Origin of the sequence: Streptosporangium sp. NPDC049046 (genome assembly GCF_040649155.1) — a bacterium.
Classification (GTDB): domain Bacteria; phylum Actinomycetota; class Actinomycetes; order Streptosporangiales; family Streptosporangiaceae; genus Streptosporangium.
Genome location: NZ_JBEZEZ010000003.1, coordinates 70412 through 89768 on the forward strand (window position 1 = coordinate 70412; position 19357 = coordinate 89768).

The window sequence follows — 19357 nt, forward strand, 5'->3', positions numbered from 1 at the left end:
GCGGCGGGCCGGTCTCCCATCGGCCCGCCGCTCTTCTCTTCTTCAGTGGGTTTTCAGCGGGTAGCGGCGATTCCGCCGCCGCGGGGGAGCGGGATGGTTCACATCTCCGCGGTCGGAGCGGCCTGCTCGCCGGTCGGGGCGGCCTGCTCCCCCGTCGGGGTGGCCTGCTCCCCCGTCGGGGTGGCCCTTTCCGCACTCTGCCGGATCCGCTCGATCTGCGCCTGGGTGACGTTGAGGGTGCCGAATTCCTTGACCGCCTGGTAGTAGGTCCAGGCGAGGCTGTTGCAGGTACCCCTGGGAATGGTGGAATATCCCGCGCAGACCTGCCTCATGTCGAAGTAGAACGCGTCGTCGATGCGCGCCTTGTTCGCCGGGAACTGGCTCACCGCCTTGTAGTTGCGGTAGCCGAAGTCGTGGCGTCGGCACGACATTCTGAAGTCGAAGCCGAGCGGCTGGTCGGGGCTGGCCGAACACAGGTCGGTCGACCAGTCGAAGTTGTAGTCCGCCCAGCTTCCCTGGTTCTGCCAGGCGGAAACCCAGCTCGCGGCGCTCGCCGCCGTAGGCTGACTGAAATTGGAAAGTGCGGCGAGTTTTTGCTGCAACGTCACCGCGTAGGCGGGCAGGGTTAATCCGAGTAGTACGGCGAAGGAGAGGGAGACGGTTGCGAGGGCGCGCTTGACCATGGACTCTGCCTTTGTCCGGGGGATACCTCTCGCGGCGGGACGCCGCCACGGCCTAACAATGAGGCGAAATATCCTGTGACGCCGAGACAGATCTCCGTGAAGATCTGCGCCGATATTCGTTAACGGCGGCTCTTTACAGCTTTTACGGCGTGAAGTAAGAGCGATTGGTGCCGGGGAGTTCCTCGCCCTCGTGGCCGACCACGGCGGGCCGACGACAACCACCTGTACGAGATCGGTCCGGTAGGGCCGGTTCTTCGGCCGGGCGGCCCGTTTCCGGTGGCCCTCGCTTCCGGCGATCCCTGCCGGGAGAGGCCGGCCCTCGTCGTCACGGATGATCGCCGATAGCTGAACCAAGTGAGCGAGCGTGTGGCGGTGAGCCACAATCGCCTCATGACGGCACCACTGACCGGCGCGGTCCAACTCCCCGACGGAACCTGGGTGCGCGGCCGAGGGCTGCGGAACGCCGCCCCCACCGGCCCGGCCCCCGACTTCGCGCTCTACCTCGGCTCCGCGCGCCTCCGGCAGCGCCACCAGAGCGATCTGTCATGGCCGCACGAATGGATCCGCTGGCCGGACTTCCTGCTGCCCGTGGACCGGCACGCGGCCGCCCGCTCCATCGTCCACCTGCGCGACCAGGCGCGATCGGGACTCGCCGTCGAGGTCGCCTGCGACGGCGGGGTCGGCAGGACCGGCACCGTCATGGCCTGCCTCGCGACCCTCACCGGCCTGCCCCCTCGGGAGGCCGTCGAGTGGACTCGCGCGCACTATCACCGCCGCGCGGTCGAAACCCCCTGGCAACGACGGTGGGTGGCGTGGTTCTCCGCCCGGCCGGAAGCGTGATCCCACCAGGCCGCCGTACGCCCGCGAGGACGTACGGCGGCTCGCCGAAGGAGGGCTCTCCCGGAGAGCCGTGGACACCCGCTCGTCACGGACGTACCGCGACTCCCCGAGAGCGACTCCCTTCGCCCGTCACGGACGTACCGCGCCCCCTGTCAGGTGAGGAGACCGTCCCCGATCCAGCCGTTCGGTGAGCAGCCCGGCGGGACGGCGAAGACGGCCGAGCCGATCGGGGTCGTCCACTCGTTGAGCAGGTCGGCCTCGGCCAGCCTGCGCTGGATCGGCAGGAACTGCCGGGAGACGTCGGCCTGGTAGGAGGCGAACAGCAGCCCGGAGTCGGCGTGCCCTTGCGAGGTGAGCCCTTCGTCGTAGTTGTAGACCCTGCGGAAGATCCGCAGGTTCGGGTCGGCGACATGGGCCCGGCGGATATGGGCCTGCTCGGAGATGACGGGGAAGCCGATCGCGTTGAGCTTCTCGAAGTCGGCCTCGTCGTGCTCGTCGCGCCCGGTGAGCGGGGCGCCGTTGTCGAGGCGGCGGCCCACGGTGAACTCCTTGCCGACCCGGTCGACGGCGTCCCAGGTCTCCATCTCCGCCCGGATGCGCCGCAGCACCAGCGTGGTGCCGCCGCGCAGCCACTCCGGGCCGTCGCTCACCCACACCGCCCGGTCGAACTCGGCAGTGCCGGGTACGGGGTTGACGGTCCCGTCCAGCTGGCCCATCACGTTGCGCTGGGTCAGCCCGGCGGGCTGGGTGTAGGCGCCGCGCCGGAAACCCCGCTGGATCCAGCGGACCTTCGCGAAGGAACGGGCGTCCTTGACGACCATGCGCAGGGCGTGGGCCAGGGTGAGGGCGTCGTCGGCGCAGATCTGCAGCAGCAGGTCCCCGCCGCTCCACTCCTTCCTGAGCTTGTCGATCGCGAAGGCGGGCAGCGGCGCCGCCGCCTCCGGAGCGCGGCCGGTCAGCCCGGCCGCCGTGAGGAAGCCGGGGCCGAACCCGAAGGTCACGGTGAGCCGCGCGGGCAGTACGGCCAGCTCAGGTTCGGTGTCGGCCAGGGCGGGCCTGCCCTGGGTGAGCCGCCGGGCGTCGTCGGTGAGCAGCCGCATCATCCGTGCGAGCGCCTCACGGTCGACCTCCGGCCGTAGGTCCAGTCCGACGAACACCCCGTACGTCTGGGGCGCCGTCGCGATCCCGGCCTGATGGAGGCCGTCGAAGGGCTCCGTCGCGGCACCCGCTGAGCTTTCGGGGCTTTCGGGACCTCCGGACGCCGGAGCGGGCTGGGGGGCGACCGGGGGGACAGCCTGGTCGGGGGCGCACGCGGCGAGGGCGCCGACCGCGGTGGCGGCGCCTCCCGCGAGCAGTCCCCTGCGGCTGAGTCGGGGTTCTGGCATGGGCTCTTCTCCGTTTCCCGCTCAGCCGTCGCTCTCGCCCATGTGCATGTCGCCGTCGCCCTTGTCGGCCTTGTCTCCTCCCATGTCCATGCCGGGCTGGTAGTCCTCCTTGCCTCCGGCGAAGTCCTTGCCGACCGCGGTGAACTCCACGGTCCGGCCGTCCTTGAGGGTGAGGGTGAAGGGGATCTGCGCGCCGGGCCTCACCGCTTCGGTGACGCCCATCAGCATGATGTGGTCACCACCGGGCTGGAGCTGGTGGGTGCCCTGCGGAGGGATCACGATCCCGCCCTCCTTGGGACGCATGATCATCTTTCCCTTGGAGTCGACGACCTCGTGCAACTCGATCACCGGTGAGATCGGCGAGACGCCGGAGACGATCGTCACCTCGGCGTCGGTGTTGTTGACCAGGGTGCCGAACGCGGCACTCATCCCCTTCTTCGTGGTCTTCACCCACGGATCGGTGACCGTCAGCACGGAGGCGGCCGCGGAAGGGGTCGCGGAGGGGGTGGCGGCGGGCGCGGCGGTGCCGGGGGCGGCGGCCGGTTCCTGGGCGCCCTGGGAACCACATCCGCCCAGGACCATCGCGACCGCGACCAGGAGTCCCGCGGGGGTGGTCCGGCGAACTCCGTTACGGGGGAATCCAGTGATTCCGGCACGGGTGATACGACGAGCAGGCACGTTGACGCCTTTCTTCTGGCCGGATCGGCAGGCCGCGGCCGAACGCCGCCTCGATAGGGCCATGCCGGACACGCGGCCGGGATTGTCACGCTGGTACAGGTCCGCCGAGCAGCCGGAAATGCCGCGTCGGCGCAGGACCGCGCGTACGGTGCGTACGGCGGTTGGGAACGGGTCAGGTGCCCGGATGACCCAGAGCGGTCAGCCGGTCAGCCGAAGGTGGCGGTGACGATCCGGGGTGGGCCGCGCCGGCTGACGACGTGGCGCAGCACGGCGGAGCGCAGGGCTCCCGGCTCGATCGCGCCCGCGGTGAGGAAGGACGTGTACGCCGGGGTCACGACCGCGACGAGCACCCGGCACAGCCGGACACCGAGCCGTCGCAGCAACTCCCAGAGCACCGCCTCGCCGCGCGCCAGCCACAGAGCGGTGAGCCCGACGGCCCAGCCGTGCGCCACCAGCATGCCCAGGCCGGGCAGCAGCCCCGAGTGGACGTGCCCGATCATCTGGGCCATCTCGGCGGGGGACGCGGCGTGCGCGAGGGAGAACATCACGTGCACCCCCGCCTGCACGCCCGCCAGCAGCGGCAGGATCACCGCGAGTGTCCGTTCGCGCCCCGAGACCGCGAAGGCCGCGAGGAAGGCGAGAGCCAGCGCGGCGGCCGCGCTCGGCACGGAGACCGAGCCTCCCGCCAGGACGTGCGCCAGCACGCTCAGCCCCAGGCAGACCGCGGCGAAGGCGGCCGCGCGGGCGAGGCGGAAGGGCAACGTCGCGGGCATGATGGGGAAATCATCCCACGCCACCCCGGCGGTGCGAAGTTCGAGACCCACCGGGTGATCCCCCCTCGCCATGTCCGAGATCCGCAGGCGGCCCGGGGTCAGAAAAAATCTTGAAAGAAAATCCGGCCGCCGTGTCGAATCGATCCGTGCTCGTTCGAAGCGTGGTCAAAGGCCGGAGGAACACGAGAACCGGCCGTCCCGTTCGAAAACAAGATCAAGGAGAGACACGATGCGATACATGATCACCCTCAAGGTCACCCACCGGCCCGACACCCCGCCGCCCGCCGAGCTGATGGAGGCGATCATGAAGCTCGGCGAGGAGGCCACCGGAGCGGGCGCGTTGCTCGACAACGGCGGGCTGGCTCCGAGCGTCGAGGGGGCGCGGGTCGAGCTCACCGAAGGCAGGATAAGCGTCACGGACGGTCCGTTCGCCGAGGCGAAGGAACTGATCAGTTACGCCCTCTACCAGGTCCGGTCGAAGGAGGAGGCCGTCGAGTGGGCCTCCCGCTTCATGAAGCTCCACCGCGACCACTGGGAGGGCTGGGAGGGCGAGGCCGACATCCACCGCGTCTTCGGCCCCGAGGACTTCGCCGCCCCCGCGTGAGACCGTCCTCGCCGACGCCCCGGTGAGAGTTCCCACGAGAGGACTCTCACCGGGGCGTCGGACGAGGTGGTTGGATCGGGGGCATGACGGTTGGAGATCCCCACCGGGTCATCGAGGCGGTCTGGCGGATCGAATCCGCGAGGGTGATCGCGGGACTCGCCCGGATGGTGCACGATGTCGGCCTGGCGGAGGAGCTCGCACAGGACGCCCTGGTCATCGCGCTGGAGCAGTGGCCCACGGCCGGTGTGCCCGACAATCCCGGTGCCTGGCTCATGCTCACCGCCAAGCACCGGGCGATCGACCTGCTGCGCCGCAGGAACCGGTACGAGCGCAAGCTCGAAGAGGTCGGCCGGGACATGGAGATCCGACAGGAGTCGGCGGAGGCCGAGCTGGACGACGCCCTCGACGACCACATCGGCGACGACGTGCTGCGCCTCCTCTTCACGGCCTGCCATCCCGTACTGTCCACGGAAGGGCGAGTGGCGCTCACCCTCCGCCTGCTCGGCGGCCTGACGACGGAGGAGATCGCCCGCGCCTTCCTGGTGCCCGAGCCGACCGTCGGGCAGAGGATCTTCCGAGCCAAGCGCGTCCTCGCCGACAGGCGGGTACGGATCGAGATGCCCACCCCGGCCGAGCTGGGCGACCGGCTCTCGTCGGTCCTGGAGGTCGTCTACCTCGTCTTCAACGAGGGATACTCGGCAACCGCCGGTGACGACTGGATGCGCCCTTCGCTCTGCGAGGAGGCGCTGCGCCTGGGCCGGATCCTGGCGGGTCTCATGCCCGAGGAGTCCGAGGTGCACGGCCTCGTCGCCCTGATGGAGATCCAGGCGTCCCGCACGCGCGCCAGGACGGGCCCCGGCGGCGAGCCGGTCCTCCTCCTCGACCAGGACCGGGGCCGGTGGGACCGGCTGCTCATCCGCCGCGGGCTGGACTCGCTCGCCCGAGCCGAGGCGCTCGGCACACTCGGCCCGTACGGTCTGCAGGCCGCGATCGCCGCCTGCCACGCCCGCGCGCTGTCCGCCGGCGACACGGACTGGGAGCGGATGGCCGCCCTCTACCGGGTGCTCGCCCACGTCGCCCCCTCGCCCGTGGTGGAGCTGAACCGCGCGGTCGCGGTGGACATGGCGTACGGCCCCGAACGCGGTCTGGAGATCGTGGACGGGCTGGTGGCGGAGCGCGCGCTCAGGAACTATCCGCTGCTGGCGGCGGTACGGGGTGACCTGCTCGCGAAGCTGGGCCGCCTCGACGAGGCGCGCGCGGAGTTCGAGCGGGCCGCCGCACTCACCGGAAACGAGCGCGAACGGACCCTCTTCCTCGCCCGCGCGACCGCCGAGCACTGACCGCAGATTCCGCACCCCACGCGATGTGACGAGCGTCGGCCACCGATTCCGCGCCCGCTTGGCCTCGCGGGCGGCTGAGGGCGCGGGCTGCGGGAAATGCCCGGCACCGTGAACCGGAGTCCTCCTGTCGAGAGTTCCAGCTGTCGTACTCACCAGTAACTAAGTAGCGGCGCTCACGCCCCGGGAACCGATCGTCCCGAAGATGATGTGCATGACACGACCGGTGAAAAACACGACGACGTCCGCTTTCTACGCGCAGGCCGTCATCTCCTTCGGACTGTCGGTGGCGGCCCTGGGGATCGGCATCGCCTACCTGCCGGTGAACACCTGGGTCCGGTCCTTCATGGGACTCGGGCTGCTCTATGTGGTGACCTCGACCTTCACGCTCGCCAAGTGCGTCCGGGACCGGAACGAGGAGGCCGCCGTCGTCAGCCGCGTCGACCAGGCCAGGCTGGACAAGCTGCTGGCCGAGCACGACCCCTTCAAGAACGACTGACGGCGACGCCGTTCGCGGTGCCCTCGCACGTTTCAGTGCCCGTACCGTTCCGCGCGCACCCGGTCGGGGGAGGTGGCCGGAGGCTCCGCTCCCGGACCGGGGAGCACGTCGACATCCGCGGCGTTCATCGGCCGGTCGCACACCGCGCAGCGCAGTTCGACGTGGCCGATCTCACCGCAGGCGTGGTGGCGGTAGAGAACCGGCGGGCCGGCCTCGCCCGCCGTCCACCGGTCGCCCCAGCGCACCATCACCAGGAGCAGGTCGCACAGCTCCATGCCCTTGGTCGTGAGCGCGTACTCGTGGCGAGGCGGTCGGCTCGAATACTCCCGCCGCTCCAGCACACCGTTCTCGACCAGCCACCTGAGCCGCTCGGCGAGCACCTTGCGGGAGATGTCCAGGCTCTGCTGGATCTGGTCGAAGCGGTTGATGCCCACGTAGACGTTCCGCAGGATCAGCGGTGACCACGGCTCACCGATGACGTCCAGCGTGCGGGCGATCGAGCAGGCCATATCACCGAATCGGGTTCGCTGCATGGGGGCAGTCTAGGCGAGAGGGTTCCCTGAAGAAACGGTCTCCTGCTAACGTTCCCTCGTTAGTTCCTTGAGGGAACCCAATGGAGGGGGAGCATCATGGACCGTCCTCAGGTCGTCTCGGCCCAGGATTGGCAGGCCGCGCGGGAAGCGCTGCTGGCGAAGGAGAAGGAGCTCACCCGCGCGCAGGACGCGCTCGCCGCCGAAAGGCGCAGGATGCCGATGGTCCGGATCGGGGGCGAGAACGGCGAGGGCGGGGCCGGCGGGGGGTACGTGTTCGAGGGTCCGGACGGACAGGCGAGCCTGCTCGACCTGTTCGAGGGACGGCGCCAGCTCATCGTCTACAGCTTCATGTGGCTGGGGGCCGACACCTTCTGTTCGGGGTGTTCGATGTTCACCGACAACATCGGGCACCTGAGCCACCTCCACGCCCGCGACACCACGGTGGCGTTGGTCTCCCGTGGCCCGATGGCCGAGATCACACCGTTCAAGGAGCGCATGGGCTGGACGATCCCGTGGTTCTCCTCGCTGGGCAACGACTTCAACGACGACATGGGAGCCGGTGACGGGTTCGCGCTGAACGTCTTCCTGCGCGACGGCGACACCGTCTACCGCACCTACCTCACCACGGGGCGGGGAGTCGAGCGGCTCGGCAGCGGCTGGACCTTCCTCGACCTGACACCGTTCGGCCGGCAGGAGACCTGGGAGGACTCCCCGGAAGGCCGGCCGCAGACCTCGCCCTACACGTGGTGGCGCCTGCACGACGAGTACGAGGTCTGAGCATCACCCGATCGACGCACCCGCTCGCGCCCTGCCCGTCGCCCGCGCGAGTAGTTCTTGATCGCCGGGAGCGGGCCCGGCGGAAGGTGACCCGTCGGAGGCCCGCACAAGTCTCCACCTGTCGTCGAACCGGTCGCTCTCCCCGTGCCGATACCCTTGGCCCGAGCCCAAGGACGCCCGCGCGTACGGGAGACCCGGCGCGAGGACAGGAGAGAACAACAGGTGGCGAGGCCGTCCGACACCAAGGCGCGCATCCAGGCGGTCGCACGAGAACTGTTCGCCGAGAAGGGCGTGCAACAGACGAGCCTGCGGGACATCGCCCACCGGCTCGGGATCACCAAACCCGCGCTCTACTACCACTTCACCTCGCGGGAGGACCTGCTCCGCAGCATCGTCCAGCCGCTGGTCGACGATGTGGACGACTTCCTGGCCGACATCGAGGCGAACGCCCCGCAGAGCCCTCGCGACCTTCTCCAGGGCTACTTCGACATCACCTTCAGACACCGGGAGGTGACCGTGATGGTGGTACGCGATCTGTCCACCCTGGCCCACCTCGATCTGGGGTCTCGCATGGGCCACTGGCGTCGGCGGCTCATCGCCCTGCTGCTCGGCCCGGACCCCGACCTGGCCGCTCGCGCCCGCGCGGTCGTGGCCATCGGCGGACTCTCGGACTGCACCGTGGAGTTCGCCGACGTGCCGGCCGCGACACTCGGCCCTCCGGCGGTGGCCGCCGCGCTGGCGGCACTCGGGGCCGCCCCGTCGGCAGCCGGATGAGACCCGCTCCCCTCAGGACGCCGGGGATTCGCGAATCTCGGCCAGAGAGATCCTCATGGCGTCGGCGGCACGCGTGAACCAGTCGGAGATGGCGGCCAGTTCGTCCGGGCCATAGCTCTCGAAAAGCTCGGTGAGCCGCCGATAGGTGGGCTCGTACGCCGTCGCGACACGGGCGGCCGAGCTCTCTTCCGGGACGATCCGGACGCGGCGGCGGTCACGGGGGTCGGCGACGCGCCGGGCGTAGCCCGCGCTCTCCAGACGGTTGACCACCCCGGTGACGGCCCCGGTGGTGAGGCCGGCCAGCTCGGCGAGGCGTCCTGCGGTGAGCGCCTCCTCTCCCGCACCGAGGATGAAGCCGAGACACGTCAGATCTGTGACGTTGACCCCGAGGCGCTCGGCGATCGTGTGCTGCCCCACGAGGCTCAACGCGATCAATTGGTCCATCCGGGCGAGGACCTCCGGCGGCGAGACGACGGCTTCGGATTTGCCTTCCACCACAAAATCCCCTTACTATCTAAGAAGCTTAGCTCGTGAGTTAAATTATACGAGCCGACCCAACCTAGCGCCCGCCGCCCCCGCGATCCGCCGCGACCCCCGGGGACGGTGCTTTTCGATGGAGGAGACGTGGGGATCAGGAAAGACCTCGCGGAATTGGCCGCGATCCACGAAGAGCACGACATGGGACACACCGTGGCGGGCTGGACCGGCTCGATCGTCTGCATCATCGGATTCGCGATCTCCGGGGTGGCGATGACGGCCGGCGGCGTCCTCTTCTTCTGGATCGGCGCGGGGGTTGTGATCCTGGGCGGTGCGCTGGGATGGCTCCTCCACCAGCTGGGCTTCGGCAAGGAGATCGGGCCGCGACCGATGTCGGAGCGCGGCATGCGCCGCCGCCCGGCACCGAGGACACCCGAGGTGGAGGAGGTTCCCGGAGAAGCGGCACGATCCCGTACGGAACCTCACGCCTCCGCCAGGACGGCTCAGCCCGCGACGATGGCCCAGACCGCATCGGGCACACCCCTCGGCCTCTGATCGGGCCGTCCCCCTGTCCGAGCCGACAGACCGGTCCCTCGAACGAGGGGCCGGCCTGCCGGTTTTTCAAGCCTCTTCAGGGCCTCTTCCAGCCTGCCCCGGTCCGCTCACCCGGTTTCCAGCCTCCCCGGCTCCCCCACATCCGGGCCGGTCAAGTCCGCGAGGAAAGGCGCCCGTCCGAGCGAGGGTCCGACGGGCCAGGACGCCGGGTGCTCATCCCACATCCGCCAGATAGGACGAAAGCGTGCAACTATAGTGTAATTCTCCGACCGGGACCGCCTCGGTCGCATACCTGGTAAGACGGAGGGAACGCCCGCCCTGTGAACTGCGGGTCTAAGGAGTCTTTCCATGTCACCCGAAGGTGTGAACACGCTCTCGATCTCGGCCGACGTACGCGGAAACGCCATCGTGGTCCGTCTGATCGGCGAGCTTGACTACGACTACGCGCCGATCTTGCGGAGGGAACTCACCCAGGCCTGGAGCCTGGGAACCGGCAACCTGTCATCCAGGCTTACACCGCCTGCGGCACCCGGCACACCATCGGAGCTTCCAGCGTCCCAGACCCCCGACGCGTCGTCCGACCTCGCGGCCCCCTCATTACTCGACACACCACCGGGGTTGCCGGCCCCCTCGGCACCCGGCACACCTTCCGAACTCGCGGCGCCCCCGTCACTCGGCACGCCCTCCGAACTCGCGGCGCCCCCGTCACTCGGCACGCCCTCCGAACTCGCGGCGCCCCCGTCACTCGACGCACCGTCCGGGTTGCCGGCACCCTCGGCACCGATGGACGCACCCTCCGAACTTCCAGCGCCTCCGGCACCGCTTCTCCCCGAGACACCGCTTCCCCCCGAGGCGTCACTCCTCTCGGGCTCGCCTTTCCTCCCCGAGACACCGCTCCTCCCGGAAACCCCCTTCTTCCCGGAGAAACCGCTCTTTTTGGAGTCCCCTCTCCTCCCGGAGACATCACTCCTCTCGGAAGGCCCGCTCACCCCGAAGGATCCGCACCCCTCGGGCCCGCCTCCACCGCTGTCGCCCGAACCTCCCTCACCGTTCTTCCCCGGGAGCCCGCCTCCCCCCGCCCCGGGAAGCCCGCCACCGATCTTCCCCGAGGAGCCCTCTCCCCTCCCCCCGGACACGCCACCGGCGGACGGGCCGTCATCGGCCCCCACGATGACCTCGCCTTTCTCCCCGCCACCGGCCTCCCCCTCCCCTGAGACGTCCCCGGCGGCGGGAGCCGAGGTCGAGCCCTGGCTCATCCTCGATCTGGAAGGGCTCACCTTCTGTGACTCCACTGGGCTCGCGGAGCTGCTGTGGGTCATGCGCAAGAGCCAGGAGACGCGGACCCGCCTGGTGCTGGCCGGAGCGAGCCGGACACTGCGTCACATGATGGCCGTCACCGGGCTCCTCGCCCACTTCACGCTGGCCACCTCCGTGGAGACGGCCCTCGCGGGAGAGGAACTCGGGGCGGCGGAAGGATCCTGACGTTGGGGGTGGCTCCGGGCCACCCCGCAGCCACACCCACAAAAGGCACGCCCCGGGAGGGGCCTCCACGGACGTCAGAAGTCTGAGACGTATATCGTTAAAAAGCGCTCATTCGCCTGACAAATAAGTCAACATCTTCATACGGGAAAATCCACTATCCCTCGAAAGTGGGGTCCCGATGCGGAGGATGTCACCGCGGATGACCGCGGAAGCACTGCCCGAGACCATGGACGGGCTCCCCGTCAAACCCGGGGAATTCCTCGCCCTCGTGTCCGTGGACTTCACCGGGACCTACCAGGTCTACCTGGCGGCCAAGGACGAGCGGATCAAGATGACCCGGCTGTCCATGAGCCTGCTCGCCGCCCCGTTCGCCGCCGCGGTCGCCCTGGCCGGCGCGAAGGTGGTCAGCCCGGCGATGCTCACCACCTGGCACAGCGTGCCCTGGTATCTGTTCGCGATGACCGCCGCGTTCGGGCTGCTCAGCGTGCTGCCCTTCCTCCGGCTGATCGAGGCGGTCAACGCGCACATGAGGACCGCGCGGGCGCTCAACAACTTCCGCCTGCTCTACACGGTCCACCTCAAGGACCAGTTCGCCGCCCTCGGCTGGACTCCCAACCTGCCGGTGGATCCCCGCTATCCGGAGACGTACGCGCCGCTCGCCTGGCCGGGGATCAACGTGATGATGCTCGCCCTGGTCAACAGTTCCTACATCGCGGTCGGCGTGCTCGGGATGATCGGGGCCGCACCGGCCGTCGCCCTGCTCCTGGTGGTCATCGGACTGCTCGCGCTGGTCCACTATTTCGTCTACTACGTCCGCGCCAATGTTTCCCGGCAACGCCGGCTCCCACACAATCCCTTCCATTTCCCCAACGTGGAGACCTGAATGCCCGACCTCCTCAGATTCGCGTCTTGTGGGGAGACGTGGATCTGGCTGATGCGACACGTGACACACAACGGCGGGCCCGCCCTGGACGACCGCGGCCCGATCATCGAGGCTCCGGCGGTGCTCTTCGAGGTCACTAGCCTGGCCTGGGACGATCCCGTCCTGAAAAGCTACGGCGAGGCCGGAAAGATCCCGCTGTACTCCAGCAAGTTCAGCGAACGCTCGATCGTCCCGCCGTTCAAATACAGTTACGGAGGGCGCCTCCGCCAGTTTCTCGGCGTCGACCAGCTCGGCTGGATCACCGACGTGCTGCGCGCCAAGCCGTACACCAAGAGCGGCTGGATCTCGCTCACCGCCCCCGGCGAGTCTCCCGACGCGGTGCCCTGCCTGACCAGCCTCGCCTTCAGGCTCCGTGCCGGGCGGCTGGTCATGACCGCCGCCTTCCGGTCGCAGAACGTCTACACGTCCTATCTGAACTACGTACCGCTGCGCGGCATCCAGCGCGAGGTCGCGGACGGCCTCACCGTGGGCTGCGGATCGATGCGGGTCTTCGTCGACGTGCCGCACATCTACGCCGCGGACGAGGCGACGGTCGGGGAGATCCTCCGGCTCTCGGAGGGTGACGGGCCCGGCGAGAGAGCACCGGGCCCCGATCATCGGATCTGCCCCGTTCCCTGATCGCCCCACGAGCGTGTCCCGGCCGCCTGCCGGGACACGCTCGTGATTCTCTTCATCTCACCTGAAGCGGCGCAGTCGCAGGCTGTTGCTCACCACGAACACCGAGGAGAGCGCCATCGCACCCCCGGCGATCATCGGGGTGAGCAGACCGAACGCGGCCAGCGGGATGGCGGCGACGTTGTAGGCGAAGGCCCAGAACAGGTTGCCCCTGATCGTGCGCAGCGTGCGGCGGGACAGTCTGATCGCGTCGGCGGCCACCCGCAGGTCGCCCCTGACCAGGGTGAGGTCGGATGCCTCGATCGCGACATCGGTACCGGTGCCCATCGCCATGCCGAGATCGGCCTGGGCGAGCGCGGCGGCGTCGTTCACCCCGTCACCGATCATGGCCACGGTGCGGCCCTCGGACTGGAGCCGCTTGACGACCTCCACCTTGTCGGCGGGCAGCACGTCGGCGATCACGTCCTCGACGCCGACTGCCTCGGCGACCGTACGGGCCACCGTCTCGTTGTCTCCGGTGAGCAGGATCGGACGCAGGCCGAGCGCGCGCAACGCGGCGACCGCCTCGGCCGAGCTGGGCTTGATCGCGTCGGCGACGGTGAGCACCGCGCGGGCCTTCCCGTCCCAGCCGACCGCGACGGCCGTCTCCCCGCGCGCCCGCGCCCCCTCAAGTTTCTCCTCCAGCTCCGGCGGCAGGTGCTGCGACCAGTCGGCGAGCAGCTGGGGACGCCCGACGAGGACGGCGTGCCCGTCGACGACGCCCTGGACGCCGAGGCCCTCGATGTTCGCGAAGTCCTCGACCTCGGCGGTGGAGTCCGCCGCGCGGGCGACGGCGCGGGCCACGGGGTGCTCGGAGGCGCCCTCCAGGGCTCCGGCCAGCCGGAGCACCTCCTCGCGCTCCTCACCGGCGGCGGGGAAGACGTCCTTGAGGGTCATCGTGCCCGACGTCACGGTGCCGGTCTTGTCCAGGACCACGGTGTCGATGCCGTGGGTCGACTCCAGCGCCTCCGGACCCTTGATCAGGATTCCCAGCTGGGCGCCCCGGCCGGTGCCGACCATCAGCGCGGTCGGTGTGGCGAGGCCCAGAGCGCAGGGGCAGGCGATGATCAGCACCGCCACGGCGGCGGTGAAGGCCGCGGCGGCGCCCGAACCGGTCCCGAGCCAGAAGCCCAGGGTGGCCACGGACAGCGCGATCACGATCGGCACGAACACCGCGGAGATCCGGTCGGCCAGCCGCTGCACGGCGGCCTTGCCGTTCTGCGCGTCCTCCACCAGCCTGGCCATCTGGGCGAGCTGGGTGTCCGAGCCGACCCTGGTGGCCCTGACCACGAGCCGCCCCCCGGCGTTCACGGTGGCGCCGACCACCGCGTCACCCGGCCGTACCTCGACGGGGACCGACTCGCCGGTCAGCATGGACGTGTCCACGGCCGAGGAGCCCTCCTCGACCACGCCGTCCGTCGCGACCTTCTCCCCCGGCCGTACGACGAAGAGGTCGCCCGCCTTGAGCGCACCGACGGGGACGAGTTCCCCCGAGGCGAGCGTGACCTCCTTGGCGCCCATCGACATCAGCGCGCGAAGCGCGGCACCGGCTTGGCGCTTGGAACGCGCCTCGAAGTAGCGGCCCGCGAGGATGAAGGTGGTCACCCCGGCGGCGGCCTCGAAGTAGATGTTTCCCGAGCCGTCGCCCCTGGACAGGGTGAACTCGAAGCCGTGTCGCATGCCCGGCATGCCCGCCGTGCCGAAGAACAGGGCCCAGAGGGACCAGGAGAAGGCGGCGATCGTCCCCATCGAGACCAGCGTGTCCATGGTCGCGGCGCCGTGCCGCAGGTTGGTCCAGGCCGCCCGGTGGAAGGGCCACCCTCCGTAGACCACGACGGGACCGGCCAGGGCGAGGGAGAGCCACTGCCAGTTGTCGAACTGAAGCACCGGGATCATCGCCATCGCGATGACCGGCACCGAGAGCACGACGGAGGTGATCAGGCGCTGCCTGAGCGGGGTGAGCACGTCACGCTCCCCCTCCTCACCGGCCGCCCCTTCCGTCTCCCCGGACTCCCCCGACGCCGGCGGCGCGGGCGGCTCGGCGGTGTATCCGGCCTTCTCCACCTCCGCGACGAGGTCGTCGGGGGTGATGGCCGCGGGGTAGGTGACCTTCGCCTTCTCGGTGGCGTAGTTGACGGTCGCGGTCACGCCGTCCAGCTTGTTGAGCTTGCGCTCGATGCGGGCCGCGCAGGAGGCGCAGGTCATGCCGCCGATGGCGAGCTCGATCTCGCCGCGGGCGGATGCTTCGCCGGTGGTCATGGACATCACGACCTCTCCTCGTCCCTTGCCTCGTGTCCCGGTCGTCGTGCGTGGTCCGGGGTCGTCACCGGACGGCCCGCCGGGGCGGAAACCTCACCGTCCGGGAGCGCGCCCTCCGGGAGCGGGCCCGTCCACCGTCCCGGCACGTGATGGGTGTGCCCAGACATATGTCTCTCCTCGTTATGAGAACACGTAACCCCTATGGGGTATTTCACGGTTGGTGGCTGTGCCCGTGGCCGTCACCCGAGGAGGCTCCGCCACCCTCGGGGTCCGGGCTGGTGGCGGCGGTGAACGCGGCGGTGCGCACGGTCCCGCCGTGCTTGAAGTCCAGGTAGAGGCCGTAGGTCCCCGCGCTCGGCACCTCGGCGTAGAAGGTGATGTTCGGGCCGGGCGTGGTGCGCCCGTCACCGGGCTCGCCGTCGGGGTGCACGTGCAGATAGGCCAGGTCGCCGTCGCGCAGCGCGACCAGGTGCCCGTACGCGGCCAGGTAGGGCTCCAGGTCGGTGACCGGCTCGCCGTCCTTGGCGACCGAGAGCGTGAGCATGCTCGTCCGGCCGGGGATGAGATCGCCCTTCAGGGTGACGGTGTAGTCACCCACGGTGGCGGTCTCGGCCGGGACCGCGAGCGGCTCGGGCCGGTAGTCGCCCGCCACCGACAGATCCATGCCGAGCGTCAGCGGCTCCGCCCCCTCGGGGGCGAAGTCGGCGAACGCGCGGTACTCCCCCGCGGCGGGAAGCTTGAGCGGGACCGACCACACCCCGCCTCCCAGCAGGGTGGGATGCAGGTGCTGGAAGCCCGTCAGGTCGCGGCGCACCACGATGAGGTGCAGCTTCTTGTCGTGCTGCGTGGTGAACCCGGTGACGGGAGAGCCGTCGGGACCGATCACCGTGAAGCGGAAGTCGGTCCGCTTGTCCACCTTGACCTCGTCGGTCTCCGGCATGAGCATGTATCCGTCCTGGGAGACCTGGAGCCCCGCGGGAACGGTCGGCGCCTTCGCGGCCGTCGTGTCCTGGTGGGCTCCATGATCCGCGCCCCCACCCTCGCCCTGCTCCGCGCCGGCGCCCTGAGAGCTCTGGGCCTCCGCGTCTCCGATCGGACCGGCCATCCGGCCCGCCCCCAGGGCGCCGCCGAACACCACGGTCAGCACCAGCGCGTACGCACCCACCTTGAGCGCGCCGTTCATCGCGATCACCCCTCTCGAATACCCATGGGGGGTATCCTTTCGCTCGCCTACAGTGCCACACCACCACCCTTTTCAGCAACCCCTGGGGGGTATGTCTGACGCCGGCCTCCAGGTCACAGGATGACCGATGCGCAGGAGGATGAAGAGACTTACCGGAATTCTGAGAACGGCAGACGCCGGACACGCTCCGAGGACGGGTCGTAGAGAGGTTCAGCGGTGACGGCGGCGCCCACCCAGGTCCCGGTGACGCCGACCTCGACCCGGTCGCCGGGGGCGGTGCCCTCGGGCAGGTAGGCGTAGGCGATCGAGCGGTCGACGCGGTGGCCGTACCCGCCACTCGTCACCCGCGAGGCGGGCAGCCCACCGACGCGGACCGGTTCCCCGCCGAGGCAGACCTGGCGGGGGTCGTCCAGGACCAGGCAGAACAGACGCCGCACGGGACGAGCGCCGACCGCTCGGTCAACGGTCGAATGGTCGACCGTCGAGTGGTCGTCGGCGGGACGGGCATCGGCCGGGCTGTCCGCAGCGAGACGATCGCCGGACGAGCGGTCGTCTGCTGGACGGTCGCCGGTGAGGCGGCGCGCGGATTCCAGGGCCGCGCGGCCGACGAAGTCCTTGTCGCGGGCGACCGCGAACCCCAGACCGGCCTCGTAGGGGGTGGTCTCCGGGGTGATGTCCATGCCCCAGACGCGGTAGCCCTTCTCCAGGCGCATCGAGTCGATCGCGCGGTACCCGGCAGGCCGCATGCCGTACGGCGCTCCGGCCTCCATGAGCGTGTCCCACAGCGTCAGCCCGTACTCCGACGGGCAGTACAGCTCCCAGCCGAACTCGCCCACGAACGTCACCCGCTGGGCCAGCACCGGGACGTTCCCCACGCTGATCTCCCTCGCCTTCATGTAGCCGAAGGTGAGGTCGTCGCCGGACACGGAACCGAGGATGTCGAGCGCCCGCGGCCCCCACAGGCAGTAGCAGGCGTGGGCCGAGGTGACGTCTCGGACGTCGAGACCCCGGCCCCGGAGCCAGGCGGCGTCGTGAACGCCGAAGGCGGTGCCGGTGACCAGACGGAAACGGTCGTCCGCCAGGCGGGTGACGGTCAGGTCGGCCTCGATGCCGCCGCGCCCGTTGAGGAGCTGGGTGTAGACGATCGAGCCCACGGGCCTGTCGAGCTGCCCGGCGCAGGCCCGCTGCAACCCCTCCAGGGCTCCGGGCCCCGAGACCTCCAGCTTGGAGAACGAGGTCTGGTCGAACAGGCCCGCGGCGTCGCGGGTGGCCAGGCACTCCTCGCGTACGGCGGGCGACCAGATCCGGCCCGCCCAGCCGTGCGGGCGAGGGCTACGGCCGTCCGGGGGGACGTCACGGACGTCCGGGGACACCTCGCGAACGTCCGGGGAGACACCGTGGCCGGCCGGAGCGACCTCATGGGCCTCGCGAACGTCCGGGGAGACCTCGCGGACGCCCGGTTCCGGATCCCGGGTGAGCGGGGCGTCCACCGGAGGAGTCTCACCCGCCCCGACCGGGCGCCCGCCGGGTTCGTACCAGTTGACCCGTTCCCAGCCGGACTTCTCGCCGAACGCCGCCCCCAGCTCCACATGCCGCACCCAGGCGGGAGAGCGGCGGAGCGGGCGGGCGGCGGTACGCTCCTCGCCGGGGTAGACGATGTCGTAGTACTTCGAGTACGAGTCCAGGGCCTTGGCGCGGGTCCACGATGCGGAACGGGCATGGGATCCGAAACGCCTCAGATCCATACCAAACATGTCGTACTCCGGCGAACCATCCACGATCCATTCGGCCATCACCTTGCCCACGCCGCCGGCGGCCGCCAGGCCGTGCACACAGAATCCGGCCGCCGCCCACAACCCGCGGACCGGGGTCTCACCGAGCAGGAACTCCCCGTCGGGGGTGAACGCCTCGGGGCCGTGAACGACCTTTGTGATCTCGGCATTGGCCAGGTCGGGAACCCTCCGCACCGCCGATTCCCACGATTCTTGAAATTTCGGCATATCAGGGGGAAAGAGAGTCCGAGGCTCCTCCAGTGGAGCAGCCGTGTCCCATATCTCGGGGTTCCTGATATATCCGCCTACCAAAATTCCGGCATTCTCCTCCCGGAAATAGACAATGTTGTCCGGATCCCGCACCGTAGGCATGGACGAAGGAACCCCGAATGGTTCGGTGACTACATATTGATGTTTTATCGGCACAACCGGAATGTCCACCCCGGCCATCCGCCCGACCCGCCCGCTCGCCGCGCCCGCCGCGACGACCACGGTCTCCGCCTGGACCGACCACTCCTCGGCGTCGCCGGAGCCCCCGGCCCCCGACGCGAGCCGCACCCCGGCGACCGTGCCGTTCTTCACGTCGATTCCCGTCACCCGGGTGCCGGTGTATATCCGCACGCCCAGCTTCCGCGCCCCCGCCGCCAGTGCCCTGGCCAGCAGCGCCGGGTCCAGCCAGCCGTCCCCCGGCAGCCAGAGCGCGGCCCGCACGTCGTCGGCGCGCAGCAGCGGGAGCATCTCCTTCGCCTCGGCACCGGAGATCATCTCCAGGCCGAGCCCGTAGGTCTCTCCGGCCCCGGCGAGCCGCAGCGACTCCTCCACCCGCTCGGGCGTGGTCGCCAGGCGGAGGCCGCCGACCCCGTGCCATCCCGGGTCCAGCCCGGTGAGCTCGGCCAGTTCGGGGTAGAGACCGGCCGAGTACATGATCATCTTGGTCTGCGTGACGGTCGAGCGGAGCTGGCCCACGAAACCGGCCGAGTGCCAGGTGGTGCCCTCGGTGAGCTCGTGCCGCTCGACGAGGATCACCTCGCTCCAGCCGAGCCTCGCGAGGTGGTAGGCCACGCTGCAACCGGCCACTCCACCGCCGATCACGACGGCTCGCGCGGATCCGGGAAGTTTCACGGCAGGGAACCCCTCTGTAACAACTAG

19 protein-coding genes are annotated in these 19357 nt (G+C 69.9%); 10 read left to right on the plus strand and 9 right to left on the minus strand.

All coding sequences use genetic code 11. The features are described from left to right. Positions 1–98 precede the first annotated feature (98 nt). On the minus strand, positions 99–683 hold the full coding sequence (locus AB0B96_RS04740; RefSeq protein ID WP_362896545.1) for a phospholipase: 585 nt from the start codon (positions 681–683) through the stop codon (positions 99–101). A 390-nt stretch (positions 684–1073) separates the two neighbouring features. On the opposite strand from AB0B96_RS04740, the gene AB0B96_RS04745 reads away from it, so the two are divergent. Further along, positions 1074–1523 (plus strand): protein-tyrosine phosphatase family protein, encoded by a 450-nt coding sequence (locus AB0B96_RS04745; RefSeq protein ID WP_350942920.1) that lies wholly within the window; start codon positions 1074–1076, stop codon positions 1521–1523. 152 nt (positions 1524–1675) lie between these two features. Here AB0B96_RS04745 and AB0B96_RS04750 read toward each other — a convergent pair whose 3' ends face one another. From AB0B96_RS04750 to AB0B96_RS04760, 3 genes are all read right to left on the minus strand, one after another. After that, a complete protein-coding gene (locus tag AB0B96_RS04750; RefSeq protein WP_362896548.1) occupies positions 1676–2908 on the minus strand; it encodes a Dyp-type peroxidase in 1233 nt (410 codons plus the stop codon). 21 nt (positions 2909–2929) lie between these two features. Continuing rightward, the gene (locus AB0B96_RS04755) at positions 2930–3586 is read right to left on the minus strand and encodes a copper chaperone PCu(A)C (RefSeq protein WP_362896550.1); all 657 of its coding nucleotides are present in this window, start codon (positions 3584–3586) and stop codon (positions 2930–2932) included. A 206-nt stretch (positions 3587–3792) separates the two neighbouring features. Then, positions 3793–4410, minus strand: coding sequence for an MFS transporter (locus AB0B96_RS04760; protein WP_350942917.1), 618 nt, complete (start codon positions 4408–4410; stop codon positions 3793–3795). 178 nt (positions 4411–4588) lie between these two features. On the opposite strand from AB0B96_RS04760, the gene AB0B96_RS04765 reads away from it, so the two are divergent. The 3 genes from AB0B96_RS04765 (at position 4589) to AB0B96_RS04775 (ending at position 6799) form a co-directional block, all read left to right on the plus strand. Further along, positions 4589–4963, plus strand: a complete 375-nt coding sequence (locus AB0B96_RS04765; protein WP_362896552.1) for a YciI family protein — start codon at positions 4589–4591, stop codon at positions 4961–4963. An 83-nt stretch (positions 4964–5046) separates the two neighbouring features. Further along, complete coding sequence (locus AB0B96_RS04770) at positions 5047–6303, plus strand: RNA polymerase sigma factor (RefSeq protein ID WP_362896554.1); 1257 nt, start codon at positions 5047–5049, stop codon at positions 6301–6303. 211 nt (positions 6304–6514) lie between these two features. Next, positions 6515–6799 carry a YiaA/YiaB family inner membrane protein gene (locus AB0B96_RS04775; RefSeq protein WP_350942913.1) on the plus strand — a complete coding sequence of 95 codons (285 nt, stop codon included), beginning with the start codon at positions 6515–6517 and terminating at the stop codon, positions 6797–6799. A 32-nt stretch (positions 6800–6831) separates the two neighbouring features. On the opposite strand, the gene AB0B96_RS04780 is transcribed toward AB0B96_RS04775, so the two are convergent. Continuing rightward, positions 6832–7332 (minus strand): helix-turn-helix domain-containing protein, encoded by a 501-nt coding sequence (locus AB0B96_RS04780; RefSeq protein ID WP_362896556.1) that lies wholly within the window; start codon positions 7330–7332, stop codon positions 6832–6834. A 96-nt stretch (positions 7333–7428) separates the two neighbouring features. On the opposite strand from AB0B96_RS04780, the gene AB0B96_RS04785 reads away from it, so the two are divergent. Further along, complete coding sequence (locus AB0B96_RS04785; protein WP_362896558.1) at positions 7429–8109, plus strand: DUF899 domain-containing protein; 681 nt, start codon at positions 7429–7431, stop codon at positions 8107–8109. Positions 8110–8331: 222 nt separating this feature from the next. Beyond that, positions 8332–8883 (plus strand): TetR/AcrR family transcriptional regulator, encoded by a 552-nt coding sequence (locus AB0B96_RS04790; RefSeq protein WP_362896560.1) that lies wholly within the window; start codon positions 8332–8334, stop codon positions 8881–8883. A gap of 12 nt (positions 8884–8895) precedes the next feature. On the opposite strand, the gene AB0B96_RS04795 is transcribed toward AB0B96_RS04790, so the two are convergent. After that, a complete protein-coding gene (locus tag AB0B96_RS04795) occupies positions 8896–9378 on the minus strand; it encodes a MarR family transcriptional regulator (RefSeq protein WP_350942907.1) in 483 nt (160 codons plus the stop codon). A 129-nt stretch (positions 9379–9507) separates the two neighbouring features. On the opposite strand from AB0B96_RS04795, the gene AB0B96_RS04800 reads away from it, so the two are divergent. The 4 genes from AB0B96_RS04800 (at position 9508) to AB0B96_RS04815 (ending at position 12958) form a co-directional block, all read left to right on the plus strand. Further along, complete coding sequence (locus AB0B96_RS04800; protein ID WP_362896562.1) at positions 9508–9915, plus strand: HGxxPAAW family protein; 408 nt, start codon at positions 9508–9510, stop codon at positions 9913–9915. Between the two features lie 1170 nt (positions 9916–11085). After that, the gene (locus tag AB0B96_RS04805) at positions 11086–11397 is read left to right on the plus strand and encodes an STAS domain-containing protein (protein WP_362896564.1); all 312 of its coding nucleotides are present in this window, start codon (positions 11086–11088) and stop codon (positions 11395–11397) included. 199 nt (positions 11398–11596) lie between these two features. Beyond that, a complete protein-coding gene (locus AB0B96_RS04810) occupies positions 11597–12280 on the plus strand; it encodes a hypothetical protein (RefSeq protein ID WP_350942902.1) in 684 nt (227 codons plus the stop codon). A 51-nt stretch (positions 12281–12331) separates the two neighbouring features. Continuing rightward, positions 12332–12958, plus strand: coding sequence for a hypothetical protein (locus AB0B96_RS04815; RefSeq protein WP_362896566.1), 627 nt, complete (start codon positions 12332–12334; stop codon positions 12956–12958). A gap of 57 nt (positions 12959–13015) precedes the next feature. Here the strand turns inward: AB0B96_RS04815 and AB0B96_RS04820 are convergent, their stop codons facing one another. From AB0B96_RS04820 to AB0B96_RS04830, 3 genes are all read right to left on the minus strand, one after another. Further along, positions 13016–15253 carry a heavy metal translocating P-type ATPase gene (locus AB0B96_RS04820; RefSeq protein ID WP_362896886.1) on the minus strand — a complete coding sequence of 746 codons (2238 nt, stop codon included), beginning with the start codon at positions 15251–15253 and terminating at the stop codon, positions 13016–13018. A 211-nt stretch (positions 15254–15464) separates the two neighbouring features. After that, complete coding sequence (locus tag AB0B96_RS04825) at positions 15465–16436, minus strand: hypothetical protein (RefSeq protein WP_362896568.1); 972 nt, start codon at positions 16434–16436, stop codon at positions 15465–15467. Positions 16437–16585: 149 nt separating this feature from the next. After that, positions 16586–19330: an FAD-dependent oxidoreductase gene (locus AB0B96_RS04830; RefSeq protein WP_362896570.1), complete on the minus strand. Its 2745-nt coding sequence runs from the start codon at positions 19328–19330 to the stop codon at positions 16586–16588. Positions 19331–19357: the final 27 nt, after the last annotated feature.